General features: G+C 69.7%; 12 protein-coding genes. 7 read left to right on the plus strand and 5 right to left on the minus strand.

The genetic code is table 11. The features are described from left to right. The first annotated feature begins 21 nt into the window (after window positions 1-21). Genes LXT23_RS11075 through LXT23_RS11085 form a run of 3 tightly spaced genes read left to right on the plus strand, consistent with a single transcriptional unit; the run spans window position 22 to window position 2992 of the window. Entirely contained in the window at window positions 22-1038 is a 1017-nt protein-coding gene (locus LXT23_RS11075) for a biotin--[acetyl-CoA-carboxylase] ligase (protein ID WP_253980085.1), read from the plus strand. Window positions 1039-1091: 53 nt separating this feature from the next. After that, the gene (locus LXT23_RS11080) at window positions 1092-1862 is read left to right on the plus strand and encodes a type III pantothenate kinase (protein ID WP_253980429.1); all 771 of its coding nucleotides are present in this window, start codon (window positions 1092-1094) and stop codon (window positions 1860-1862) included. Continuing rightward, entirely contained in the window at window positions 1859-2992 is a 1134-nt protein-coding gene (locus LXT23_RS11085; RefSeq protein WP_253980086.1) for a hypothetical protein, read from the plus strand. Before LXT23_RS11080 ends, LXT23_RS11085 begins: the two co-directional genes overlap by 4 nt. Before the next feature lie 55 nt (window positions 2993-3047). Here LXT23_RS11085 and LXT23_RS11090 read toward each other — a convergent pair whose 3' ends face one another. From LXT23_RS11090 to ald, 4 genes are all read right to left on the minus strand, one after another. After that, the gene (locus LXT23_RS11090; protein WP_253980087.1) at window positions 3048-4814 is read right to left on the minus strand and encodes a response regulator; all 1767 of its coding nucleotides are present in this window, start codon (window positions 4812-4814) and stop codon (window positions 3048-3050) included. 195 nt (window positions 4815-5009) lie between these two features. After that, window positions 5010-5915 carry an anti-sigma factor family protein gene (locus LXT23_RS11095; RefSeq protein ID WP_256560716.1) on the minus strand — a complete coding sequence of 302 codons (906 nt, stop codon included), beginning with the start codon at window positions 5913-5915 and terminating at the stop codon, window positions 5010-5012. A gap of 23 nt (window positions 5916-5938) precedes the next feature. Further along, the gene (locus tag LXT23_RS11100) at window positions 5939-6580 is read right to left on the minus strand and encodes a sigma-70 family RNA polymerase sigma factor (protein WP_253980089.1); all 642 of its coding nucleotides are present in this window, start codon (window positions 6578-6580) and stop codon (window positions 5939-5941) included. Window positions 6581-6822: 242 nt separating this feature from the next. Beyond that, complete coding sequence (gene ald, locus LXT23_RS11105; RefSeq protein WP_253980090.1) at window positions 6823-7950, minus strand: alanine dehydrogenase; 1128 nt, start codon at window positions 7948-7950, stop codon at window positions 6823-6825. Window positions 7951-8166: 216 nt separating this feature from the next. On the opposite strand from ald, the gene LXT23_RS11110 reads away from it, so the two are divergent. Next, window positions 8167-9471, plus strand: coding sequence for a radical SAM protein (locus LXT23_RS11110; protein ID WP_253980091.1), 1305 nt, complete (start codon window positions 8167-8169; stop codon window positions 9469-9471). Window positions 9472-9501: 30 nt separating this feature from the next. On the opposite strand, the gene LXT23_RS11115 is transcribed toward LXT23_RS11110, so the two are convergent. Continuing rightward, window positions 9502-10359 carry a response regulator gene (locus LXT23_RS11115; protein WP_253980092.1) on the minus strand — a complete coding sequence of 286 codons (858 nt, stop codon included), beginning with the start codon at window positions 10357-10359 and terminating at the stop codon, window positions 9502-9504. A 168-nt stretch (window positions 10360-10527) separates the two neighbouring features. Here LXT23_RS11115 and LXT23_RS11120 point away from each other — a divergent pair, with 168 nt between their 5' ends. From LXT23_RS11120 to LXT23_RS11130, 3 genes are read left to right on the plus strand one after another with little or no spacing between them, the layout of a single operon-like run. Beyond that, window positions 10528-11010 (plus strand): chemotaxis protein CheW, encoded by a 483-nt coding sequence (locus LXT23_RS11120; protein ID WP_253980430.1) that lies wholly within the window; start codon window positions 10528-10530, stop codon window positions 11008-11010. Further along, complete coding sequence (locus LXT23_RS11125; RefSeq protein WP_253980093.1) at window positions 11007-11393, plus strand: CheW domain-containing protein; 387 nt, start codon at window positions 11007-11009, stop codon at window positions 11391-11393. The genes LXT23_RS11120 and LXT23_RS11125 overlap by 4 nt, the downstream gene beginning before the upstream one ends. A gap of 5 nt (window positions 11394-11398) precedes the next feature. After that, complete coding sequence (locus tag LXT23_RS11130) at window positions 11399-12673, plus strand: methyl-accepting chemotaxis protein (RefSeq protein WP_253980094.1); 1275 nt, start codon at window positions 11399-11401, stop codon at window positions 12671-12673. Window positions 12674-12691 lie beyond the last annotated feature (18 nt).

A 12691-nucleotide genomic window follows, 5' to 3' on the forward strand; every position in this document is an offset into this window, starting at 1 on the left:
GGTCTCAGCCGAGGTGTTGCCATGCCCGTCGAGTCGACCGAGCAGACGCAGGAGGAGCTCATCCTGGGCTTCCTCTCCGAGAGTGGCAGCGACTACACCTCCGGAGAGGCCCTCTCCGGAAAGCTGGGCCTGTCCCGTGCGGCCCTGTGGAAGCGCATGGAAGCGCTGCGCACCCAGGGCTACCGCATCGAGGCGGTGCCGTCCCGGGGCTACCGCCTGGTGAGCGTCCCGGACCGGCTCACCTCGCTGGAAGTGTCCCCGCTGCTCTCCACCCGTGAGCTGGGGCGTGCCATCCACCACCACGACTCGGTGGGCTCCACCAACGAGGTGGCCTTCCGGCTGGCCCAGGACGGCGCCGAGCACGGCGAGGTGGTGGTGGCCGAGCAGCAGACGGCCGGCAAGGGGCGCCGGGGCCGCGTCTGGGTGTCCCCGCCGGGCCTCAACCTGTACTTCTCCGCCATCCTCCGCCCGGAGCTGCCGCCGCAGCGCGCCCCGGAGCTGACGCTGGTGGCCGCCGTGGCGCTGGCGGAGACGCTGCGCGACTGGGGCACCGACGCCGCCATCAAGTGGCCCAACGACGTCCACCTCGACGGGCTCAAGGTGGCAGGCATCCTCACCGAGCTGTCGGCCGAGCCCGAGCGCGTCCACTTCGTCGTGGTCGGCGTGGGCGTCAACCTCAACTCGCGGACCGAGCACTTCCCCGAGGAGCTGCGGTCCATGGCCACCTCGCTGTCCCTGGCCACCGGCAAGCCCGTGCCCCGGGCGCGCTTCGCCGCCGCCCTCTGGACGCGGCTGGAGGAGTGGCTCGACAGGTACCTGGAGGACGGCTTCGACGCGGTGCGTGCACGCTGGAAGGCCCTGTCCTCCACGCTGGGGCAGGACGTGCTGGTGCGCACGGACCGGCAGGAGCTGCGAGGCGTGGCCGAGGACATCGACCCCTCCGGGGCGCTGCTGGTGCGGACGGTGGGGGGCTCGCTCGAGCGGGTGCTCGCGGGGGACGTGGAGCAGCTCCGGCCCCGGAAGCCGCGCGCCGGGTAGGAGCGGGGTGTGAAGCCCGTGGACGCGGTCTTCGCGCTAGAGTGCGCGGCGTGATGCTCCTGGCCATCGACGTTGGCAATACCAACACCGTCCTTGGGGTGTTCGAGGGCAAGCGCCTGCTGGACCACTGGCGCGTGGAGACGAGCACCCGACGCACCTCGGACGAGTACGGCATCCTGGTGCGCCAGCTCTTCGTCCACAGCGGCGTGGACGCGGCGAAGGTGTCCGCGGTGGTGGTGTCCAGCGTGGTGCCGCCGCTCCAGTTCAACCTGGAGAAGATGAGCGAGCGCTACTTCCGCACGCGCCCCATGTTCGTCGGGCCGGGCGTGAAGACGGGCATGCCCATCCTCTACGACAACCCGCGCGAGGTGGGCGCCGACCGCATCGTCAACGCGGTGTCCGCCTACGAGAAGCACCACTCGGGCGTCATCGTCGTGGACTTCGGCACCGCGACGACGTTCGACGCCGTCTCGCCGAAGGGCGAGTACCTGGGGGGCGCCATCTGCCCCGGCATCAACATCGCCATGGAGGCCCTGTTCCAGAATGCCTCCAAGCTGCCGCGCGTGGAGTTCGCGCGGCCCCCGCACGTCGTCGGCCGCAACACGGTGCACTCCATCCAGTCCGGCCTCGTCTACGGCTACGTGGGACTGGTGGACGGCATCTGCGACCGCATGCGCGCGGACCTGGGTTTCCCGGTGCGCGTCGTCGCCACCGGAGGACTGGCCGCGCTCGTCGCGAGCGAGTCCAGGGCCATCCACGAGGTGGACGAGTTCCTCACGCTCGAGGGCCTGAGAATCATCTACGGAAGGAATCACGCATCATGACCACCGCCGCCCCCAACAACGTCCCGGCGCCGCCTCCCGGCTGCCCCTTCAACGCGGAGTTCCTGCCGCCCAACCTGCGCAAGCACGTGGACCCGGCCGCGCCGGTGCCGCTGCGGATGATGGCGGCCAAGTCGCTGGTGCCGCTCAGCCCGTCCGACATGCTCGGCGCGCTGTTCATGCTCACCTTCGACCCGGACGCGGCGGTGCGCGAGACGGCGGCGAAGACGGCCGCGGGCCTTCCGGACAAGATTCTCGGCTCCGCCGTGCGCGACGAGGAGGTGCAGCCACCCGTGCTGGGCTTCTTCCTGGGCCTGCTCAAGGGCAAGGAGGCCTACGCGGAGATGCTGGTCCTCAACGCCAGCACCCCGGACGAGGCCGTCGCGGACGTCGCGAAGGACTGCAGCGGGAAGCTGGCGGAGACCATCGGTCAGAACCAGCTCCGCCTGCTGCGCCACGAGGAGATCCTCCGCAACCTGTGCGCCAACCCCAACGTCCCGGTGACGCTGACCGACAGCGTCTGCGACTTCGCGGTGCGCAGCGGGCTCATCATGGCGGACGTGCCGCAGATGCAGACGGCGCGCGTGCGCGTCTTCGGCCCGCAGGCCGCGGCGGCTCCGCCGGACCCGGGCCCCACCGCCGAGCAGGTCCTCCAGGAGTTCCAGGAGGCCGCGGAGGAGGGCGCCGCGCCGATGGAGGAGGGCAAGCGCCTGACGCTCTCCCAGCGCATCATGAAGATGTCCATCGCGGAGAAGATCAAGCTGGCCACGCTGGGCAACAAGGAGGCCCGTGGCGCGCTCATCCGCGAGACGAACAAGCTGGTGGCGGTGGCCGTCATCCGCAGCCCGCGCATCACCGACGGCGAGGTGCTGTCCTGCGCGGCCAACAAGGCGATGATGGATGACGTGCTGCGCGTCATCTACAACAACCGCGAGTGGACGAAGAACCAGAAGGTGAAGCTCGCGCTGGTGAAGAACCCCAAGGTGCCGCTCACCGTCACCATGCGGTTCCTCAACACGTTCCGCGACGCCGAGCTGAAGGACCTCAGCCGCGACAAGAACGTGCCCGCCGCCGTGCAGTCCTTCGCGAAGAAGCTGCACGAGAAGAAGACCGCCCCGAAGAAGCAGGAGTAGCGGCGGGGGGAGTGCCCCGGGCTCCCGCCTCAGGCGGCCCGGGGCGGGGTGTGACTCAGGCCGCGGCCTCGTCCGCGTCGTCCACCACGGCGGAGGCGGGCTCGTCGAGCAGCTGCTGGGCGATGGCGATGGCCTTCTTCGTCTTCTCGCGCAGCTTCTCGTCGTTCTTGATGCGCGCGTAGAGCTTCGTCACGCGCTCCTCGTTCCGGACGGCCGCGGCCTCCAGCTCGCCAATGCGCTTGCGCAGCTCGTCGGCCTCGTCGGCCGCGCGGGTGCTCTGCTCGGACAGCTCCGTCTGGGCCTGCTCGAGCTGGGCGCGCAGCGCCTCGGCGTCGCGCTGGGCGGAGTCCACCTGGGCGCGCAGCGCCTCGGCCTCCTCCTGGGCGGCCTGCACGTCCGCCTCGAGCTGACCGGTACGGCCACGCAGCTCCTCCAGCTCCGCGCTGTACGCCTGCGCCTGGGACTGGTGCTGGTCCAGCTCCGCCTGGAGCGCGGACAGCTGCGCGGTGGCGCCGCGCGCCTCCTCCTTGGCGGTGGCGAGCTGCTGGTCCACGCGCTTGCGCTCCGCGGCCAGCGTGTCCGCCTTGGACGTCAGCGTCTTGATCTGCGCGTCGCGGCGGGCAATCTCGGACTCGGCCGTGCTGGACTTCTGCTCCAGCTCCAGGTGCTGGTCCTTGAGCTCGACGATCTCCTGGTCCTTCTGGTTCAGCTCCGTCTTGAGGCGGAGGATCTCCTTGTCCCGCTTGTTGACGGCGTCACGCAGGGCGAAGGTGTCCTTGTCGTTCTTCCCGGTCGCCGCGCGTGCCGTCTCCAGCTCGGTGGCCTTGCTCTCCAGCTCGGCCTCCAGCTCGCGCACGCGGTCGTCGGCCTGGCTGGCCACGCCGCGCGAGTCCTCCAGCGACGCCTGCAGCTCGGCCACCTTCGCGCGCAGGTTGCGCAGCTCGGCGGCATCCGCGGCGGACGTGACAGGGGCCGCGGGGGCCGTCGCCGGCGCCGTGGTGCGCGCGGGCGGCATGACGGCGCGGGGCGGCGTGACGGCGCGGGGCGCGGGCTCCGGGGCCTTCACGGGCTCCAGAGGCTTCACCGGCTCCGGAGGCTTCACCGGCGCGGGGGCGGGCATGAAGCCCACCACCGTCTTCTCCGAGTCATCCAGCGAGTCCAGCGCGTCGTCCGCGTCCGTGCCCAGCGAGTCCAGCGAGGCGAAGTCCTCCTCGACGCCCTCCACCACCGCGTCGGGCGGAGCGACGACGGGCTCCTCCTCGATGGCGGGCTCGCTCTCCGGCGCGGACATGTCGCTGAAGGCGGCGTCGAGGTCCAGCTCCTCGCCCTGCACCGCGGCCTCCTCGCCGGTGTCGACGGAGATCTCCTCACCGAAGTCCGCCGTCATCGGCTCGTCGCCGAGCGCGTCCAGCGTGAGGCTCTCGTCCACCACGTCCTCGGTGGCGGATAACTCCGGGAAGCCGATGAGCGCGCCCACGCGCTCCACCAGCAGCGCGGCATCCACCGGCTTGGCGACGTACTCGTCCGCGTGCGCCTTCAGCTTGCGGTGCTGCGCGAAGCCGTCCGGGTTGCCGATGATGACGATGGGGACGTTCTTGAGGTCGTCGTCCTTCTTCAGCTTGCCGCAGATGAGGTACCCGTTCTGCCCGGCGGACAGGTCCACCGCGAGCACCACGAGGTCCGGCCGGTCGCGACGGATCTGCTCCACGCTGCCCTTGCCGTCGGTGGTCTCGTCCACCGTGAAGCCCCGGCCCTCGAGGGCCTGGCGCAGGGAGGCGGAGAGGGCGGTGTCGCTTTCGACGATCAGGATTTTCTTCGACATGGAGGGACGGCCCGTCCTGGAAGTGCGGTGCGCGCGGGTGCGCCACACAGGCGGCGGCGCGCAAGGGAAAATACGCTGTCGAGGCTATCGGCCATGCACGGGACCGTCAATGTTCGGACCGGACGGAATCCCGGCTGCCCGGCGGGCGGGCAGGCGTCAGGCAGCAGACGTTTCTCGACGTCGCGGAGGGCGGCGCTACCGGGAGTAGGTCGCCGGTGCGACGGAGAAGGGGCGGCTCTGCTGCGGGCGTGAGGCGGGCGGATGCGAGAAGAGCGGCTCCTCGGTCTCCACCGGCGGCTGCTTCTGGGCGAGCGTCGCGCCGCTGTCGCGCGCGGCGAGCATCCGGCGGATGTCGTCCTCGTCCATGTCCGTCACCATCTCGTAGACGATTTCGTCCTTCGCGTCCCGCCAGGTGACGACGTTGAAGCCCTCGGTGGGCGCCACCTCCACCGCCTCCAGCGGCTGGACGCTGGGCCCCGGCTCTCCGTCGGGGAGCACGAAGACGCCGAGGCGGCGGCCCGGCTCTCCCTCGTGCCGCGGCAGCGTCTCGTAGCTGATGTACGCGACCTCCCGGCCATTGAGGATGGACAGGCGCCCGCCCAGGGGCTTGGCGTTGGGCAGCTGGGGCAGGGTGACGCGGCGGTCCACCTTGCTCTGCACCCACTCGGCCATCTGCTCGGGGGAGCTGTCCTTCGCGTCGAAGTCGAAGGGCATCCCGACAATCTTGCTGTGGTGCTTCACCACCTCGCGCCGCGCGGAGCGCTCGCGCTGCTCGGACTGGTACGCCACCCAGCCGCCGCCCACCGTCACCACCACCAGGGCCATGGCCCCCGCGCGCAGCCACACGCCGTACTGGGCGCGGCGCTGCTCGCGGTGGAGCCCCATCTGGATGCCGGCGCGCAGGGACGCGGGAGCCCGCATCCCCTGCACGGAGTGGCGCGCGGCACGCCGCAGCGCCTGCTGCATGTGCCTCTCCTCCTCGACGCGGCGCTGACAGTCAGCGCACCCGGAGAGGTGGGTTTCGAGATCCATCCGCTCCTCGGGCTGGAATTCACCGTCGAGGTACGGATAGAGCAGCCGATCGAGTTCCTGGCAGGTCATGTGGGCGCGGGAGGAACCTGTTTCTACCCCGTCTTCTTCCTGCGTCGATACTCTTCGAGGTCTGCGGGGGCAGGGACGGGGTCACCATCATGCCGGAAAACACCCTGGCCCTGCGCATAGTCCCGAAGGTTCTTCTGCAGCAACTTCCGGCCACGGAACAGTCGGCTCATCACCGTGCCCACGGGGCACTCGAGAATCTCGGCGATCTCCTTGTAGGAGAACTCCTGCAGGTCCGCGAGGATGACCACCAGCCGGAAGTCGATGGGCAGCGAGTCGATGGCCCGCAGCACGTCGTCCGACAGGAGCCGGTCGAAGAAGTACTGCTCCGGGTTGGCCGCGAAGTCCGTCGCGTCCCGGCTCACGAAGCGCTCATGCACCGCCTCGCGCTCCACGCCCTCCACCACCGTGCGCTCCTTCACCTTGCGGCGGTAGCGGTTGATGAAGGTGTTCGTGAGGATCTTGAAGAGCCAGGCCTTGATGTTGGTGCCCCGCTCGAACTTGTCGAAGAAGCGGTAGGCCCGCATGCAGGTGTCCTGCACGAGGTCCTCCGCGTCGCGCTCATTCTTCGTCAGCCGCAGGGCCGCGGAATAGAGCGGGTCCAGGTGGGCCAGCGCCAGCTCTTCGAATTCCTGCTTCGTTCGGTTGGGTTGCCTGAAGTCCAACATGTCCCGCCTTCCAAGGGCCCGAAACAATTGGGGAATGAGTTGTCGCCTGCCCATCAATGTATGCACGGGAACAGAAGCAGCAACAGCACCATCCCAACATCACCCGTCCGCACGCCCGCTTCGGGAACACCAGACGCCGGCCGGAAGAACTTATTCCCCAGGATAGATAACGAAGGGGGAGGCCGGATGTCGCCATCCGAACCTCCCCCGCCGGGTGCTGCCTGGATGCCTGCCTGGTGGGCCTACTTGCGGCCGGCGAGCGCGTCCGTCAGCGGCACGTACTCGTAGCCCATGTCCTTGGCGACGGCCTCGTAGGTGATGTGGCCGTTGTAGGTGTTGATGGCACGGGCAAGGGCCTTGTCCGACTTGATGGCCTCCACCAGGCCCATGTCGGCGATCTTCCGCGCGTAGGGGCGGGTGGTGTTGGTGAGGGCGTAGGTGGACGTCTGGGGCACCGCGCCGGGCATGTTGGCCACGCAGTAGTGGACCACGCCGTGGACGACGAAGGTCGGGTTGTCGTGGGTGGTGGGCTTGCAGGTCTCGATGCAGCCGCCCTGGTCCACCGCGACGTCGACGACGACGGAGCCGGGGCTCATCTCGGCGATGAGGGCCTCGGAGACGAGCTTGGGGGCCTTGCCACCGGGGATGAGCACGCCGCCGACCACGAGGTCCGACTCACGCACGGACTTGGCGATGCTCTCCGTGTCCGACGCCAGCACGCTGGTGCGGCCGAGGAACACGTCGTCCAGGTAGGTGAGGCGCTCCAGGTTGACGTCGAGGATGGTGACCTCGGCGCCCATGCCCACCGCCACCTTGGCGGCGCACAGACCGACGACGCCACCGCCGATGACCGTCACGCGGCCGCGGCGCACGCCGGGCACGCCGCCCAGGAGGATGCCCTTGCCACCGTGGGCCTTCTCCAGGCACGCGGCGCCCACCTGGATGGCCATCTTTCCGGCCACCTCGGACATGGGCTTGAGCAGGGGCAGGCTGCCGTCGTCGAGCTGCAGCGTCTCGTACGCGACGGCCGTCGCCTTCTTCTTGATGAGCGTCTTGGTCAGCTCGGGGTCCACGCCCGCCAGGTGGAAGTACGTGTAGATGATCTGGCCGGGCTGCATGCGCTCGTACTCGGGCGCGATGGGCTCCTTGACCTTGACGACCATCTCCGCGCGCTTCCAGACCTCGTCCGCGGTGGCGATGATCTGCGCGCCAACGCGCTGGTACTCGGAGTCGGGGATGCCGGAGCCGATGCCAGCGTTCGTCTCGACCAGCACCGTGTGGCCCGCGCTCGTGAGCGCGCGCACGCCCGCGGGGACCATGCCGACGCGGTACTCACGGGTTTTGATCTCTTTGGGAACTCCGACGATCACGACTGCCTCCAGGGGGAACGTCCCGCTCTGGGACGTAAAAAGCGCGCGGACCCTATCCAAAACCCCGGGGGAATCAAGGCGCCGCTGGAAGCCCCGCGCATGCCTCCGGTGAGACGGACTGGGCCTCGCAAATGACGCGTGGCGTTGGACGCAATGCGGCTCAAGGGGCGCGGTTCGGCGTCGAAGAGAAGCGGGGTGGATGGTAGTTAACGGGGCATGACGTCCGCGCCGAAGCTGCTGTTCGCCGACCCCAAGGGCAAGGTGATGGAGCACCCGTACCTGCTCGCCACGCTGCGCAGTGGCGAGGAGCTCGTTCCTCCCCAGGACAAGCCCATCCCCCTGCCGTCGGCCGGGCGCCTGGTGCACCTGCCCGGCCGGCTGCCGGTGGGGCTCCACCCGGAGACGGGCGAGCTGGAGCTGGTGCGGGAGATGAAGGTGGGCGGCAAGACGTTCGTCCCCAACGCGGTGGGCGCGCTGCTGCCGCCGGGGTACACGCGGACGTTCCTGCCCGGCGAGGTGAAGGGGAACGGGCCGGTGCTGCCGCAGTGGGCGTACACCGCCGCGGCGTGGGTGGGCGAGGGGCCGGTGGCCTGGGCCATCCACACGGACCGGCGCTCGCACTGGGACCCGGAGCGCTACTCCACGCCGGAGATGAAGGCGCTGGTGCAGCAGCACATGGAGCGCTTCCCGGACAACCGCGTGCTGAAGCAGCTGAAGACGTGCGCGCTCATCTACCGGTGCTTCACGTCGCAGAACACGTTCTACCTGCGGGACGAGGCCGCCATCCCCGCGTCCGTCATGTGCAACGCGCGCTGCGTGGGCTGCATCTCCGACCAGCCCGCGGACGGCCCGCCCGCCTCGCACGAGCGCATGGACGACGGGCCCACCGGCGAGGAGATGGGGCAGATTGGCCTGTACCACCTGCAGCACGCGCCGGGCCGCACCATGGTCAGCTTCGGGCAGGGCTGCGAGGGCGAGCCGCTCACGCGCTGGAAGCAGATTGCCGAGGCCATCCGCTACATGCGCGCGCACACGAAGCACGGCTCCATCAACATCAACACCAACGCCAGCCTCACGCGCGGCCTGGAGGCCCTCTTCGACGCGGGGCTGGACGCCATCCGCGTGTCCCTCAACTCGGCGGTGAAGGACCTCTACGAGGCCTACTACAAGCCGGTGAAGTACGGCTGGGAGGACGTGGAGGCGTCCATTGCCCTCGCGCGTGAGCGCGGCGCGTACCTGGCGCTCAACCTGCTGCTGTTCCCCGGCGTCACGGACCGCGAGGGCGAGGTGAAGGCCCTGGAGCGGCTGGTGAAGAAGTACCGCGTGGACCAGGTGCAGACGCGCTCGCTGTGCATCGACCCCATCCAGTACCTGGAGGTGGCGCGCGACAGGGGCGCCGGAGGAGAGCCGGTGGGCATCCGCACGCTGCTGCAGCGGCTGAAGGCCGCGCGGCCGGGGCTCGTCATCGGCAACTTCGCGCGCGGCCTGGACGAGCGGGAGAACGCGGCGGGGCGCCCGTAGCCACAGGGCCGGGCGCCCGGACGCGGAAGGCTACTCGTTGCTGGGGGGCAGCAGCTCCTTGGCGACCATGTTCCCCATCACCGCGTCCTTGGGGATGTAGCCGTCGGCGCCCGCCTCGCGGCAGATGCGCTGGAGCTCCTCGACGTTCTCCCCGGAGCACAGCAGCACCTTGATGCCCTTGAAGAGGCTGTTGCTCTTGATGAAGCGGCAGAACTGCTCGCCATTCACGTTGGGCATGCGCACGTCCAGCAGCACCAGGTCCGGACGCGTCTGCTTCTTGAGGATGATCTTCGTGGCCTTGTCCGCGGTGTCGGCCACGTGCACCTCGAAGCCCTTGGACACGAGGTCCGCTTCGATGATGCGGGCCGTCATCTCGCTGTCGTCCACGATGAGGATGCGCGGCTTGCGCCCGCCCGCGGTGGCCGGGGCCTTGGGAAGGCCGGTGGTCGCCGCCGGGGCCTGGGGCGCCGCAGGAGCCGCGGGCGCCGCCGCCGGGGCGGGCACGGCCGTGGGGATGCCCAGGGCAGGGGGGCCAATCAGACCCATGACCCCGCCCAGCACCGCCTCCAGCCCTCCGCTCTTGAGGATGTAGCCGTCCGCGCCGGAGGCCCGGGTCTTGGCGTCCAGCTCGGCCTCGGGGATGTCGGAGTACAGCACCAGCTTGGAGGTGACCTTCTTCTGCCTCCGGAGATACTCGACGACATCGTCGCCAAACATCTCCGGCATGTTCACGTCCATGAGGATGAGCGCGAACGGCCCCTCGGTGAGCTTCTGGTCGAGGCTGGCCAGGTCCTGCGCGCCGCTCGCCTGGTAGCCAGCGGCGGTCAGTGCCCGTACGGTGAGCTCCACCAGCATCGGGCTGTCGTCAATGACCAGTACGCGCGACATCGTCCTCCTCAAAGGAATCCCGCTAACCCTACACCTTTGAACCAGCGCGGACCATCGAAACGGCGACCGAGCGGCCGTGCTATCGCGTCCACTTGACCGGTTTTCGTCCCCTCCGGATACTTTGCCGCCTTGATCACGACCCCGACACCCCTCCAGCGGGCCCTCCGGATGGCCCCGGACCGCGCCCTGGCCGCGCAGGCCCGACCGGAGCAGGAGTTCTTCTGCTTCCGGGTGGGCGAGCTGCGTCTCGGTGTTCCCAGCGAGAACGTGCTCGAAGTTCTTCGTGCCGGCCTGCTCACCCCCCTGCCGAGGACCCCCTCCTTCATCATGGGGGTGACGGGCCACCGCGGCGAGGTGCTCCCCGTCGTCGACCTGCTTCGCTTCCTCTCCAAGGGAGAGGCCCGCATCGGCCCGCGCACCCGCCTGTTCGTTGGCATCACCGGCAGCTATGTGGCCGGCGTGGTGGCGGACACGGTGCTGGGCCTGCGCCGCATCCCTGTTTCAGAGATCCTCCCTCCGCCGCTGGGCGGTGACGCCGCCGCAGAGCACCTGCTGGGCGTGGTGCAGGGCGGCGGCAGCCAGGACTCCATCAACCTCATCAACTTCTCCAAGCTGCTGCAGACGGCCCGGCAGCGCGCGGTGGCTCGATGAAAGACGAGTCCGACGCCGCGCAGGAACAGGAGGAGGTGGACATCCTGTTCTTCGACATCGGCGACTCCCTGTACGGCACGGATGCCTCGCAGGTGGTGCGCATCGACCGCTCATTGCCCGAGGACATCACGCTGCCCGAGCTGGGACTGCCACACCGCGGCCACCGCGCCATCGTCTTCGACACCCCGGAGGGCGAGGGCCACCTCAAGGTGGATGCCGTCCACGCCGTCCGCACCATCCCTCTGTCCTCGCTGCGCCGGATGCCCCCCACGGCCGGCGCGGCCCCGTATGCCGTCGGCGTGTGCCTCGAAGAGGCGCGCACCGTGTTGCTCATCGACCTGGTCGAAACCGCCAGGACCCAAGGAACTCAAGGAAGGCACTGACCGCAATGTCCCTGGACACCCCCGAAAACAAGTCTACGTCCAAGGCTCGCGCCGCCCGGAAGGCCCCCGCCTCCAAGGCTGGTGCCGCCTCCAACAAGGCCAGCGCCGCCCCGGCACCGAACCCGGCCCAGTACAAGGCCTTCACCGACACGCTGCTGACGGTGCTGTCCGGCAACCTCCAGGCCCGCGTCCCCAAGGAGCTGGCCGGGCCCGGTGGCGAGGAGATGGCCCACCTGCTGAACCAGGTGCTGGACAACCTCGCCGCGTCCGAGCACCGCAAGCAGGTGTCGGCGCAGGAAATCGACCAGGCTCTCGACTCGCTCATCGGCCTGGTGCGCGAGGGTGACCTGTCCCGGTGGAACACCAGCACCGAAGACCCCCAGCTCGGGCCCCTGCTCGAGGGCTTCGGCAAGGTCATCGAGACGCTGCGCACCTTCGTGCGGGAGATCAACGAGGCGGCCCTGCGGCTGTCCTCGTCCGCCAACCAGGTGCTCGCGGCGTCCACGCAGCACGAGACGTCCTCCACGGAGCAGGCGGCGGCCATCCACGAGACGACCGCCACCATGGAGGAGCTGAAGCACGCGTCCGCGCAGATTGCCGAGAACGCGGGCAGCGTGGCGCGCGTGGCGGAGGAGACGCTCGGCGCGGCGCGCGCGGGCCGGGGCGCCATTGGCGAGTTCATCCAGGCCATGCAGCAGATCCGCAGCGACGGCGTCGCGGTGGCGGACTCCATCGCCAAGCTGTCCAAGCGCGTCGAGCGCATCGGCACCGTGGTGGAGGTCATCGACGAGATTGCCGACCGCTCGGACCTGCTGGCGCTGAACGCGGCGCTGGAAGGCAGCCGCGCGGGTGAGGCCGGCAAGGGCTTCTCCATCGTCGCGGCGGAGATGCGGCGCCTGGCGGAGAACGTCCTGGACTCCACCAAGGAGATCAAGAACCTCATCACGGAGATTCGCGAGGCGACGGCCGCGGCGGCCGGCGCGGCGGAGGCCTCCAAGGCGGCGACCGAGTCCGGCGAGAAGCTGGGCGCGGTGGCGGCGCAGGCCGTCGAGGGCATCCTCGCCGGCGTGCAGGAGACCAGCGACGCGGCGCGCGTCATCAACCTCGCCACGCAGCAGCAGCGCACGGCGACGGAGCAGGTGGTGGCGTCCATGGCGGAGATCGAGGACGTGACGCGCCAGACGACGCAGGCGTCGAAGCAGGCGACCGGCGCGGCGTCGGAGCTCACGCAGCTCGCGGGCCGACTCGCAGAGCTCATCAAGCGCTTCAAGGCCGACTAGCGCTTCCTGGAAAGGGAG

It is taken from the genome of Pyxidicoccus xibeiensis (assembly GCF_024198175.1).
Classification (GTDB): domain Bacteria; phylum Myxococcota; class Myxococcia; order Myxococcales; family Myxococcaceae; genus Myxococcus; species Myxococcus xibeiensis.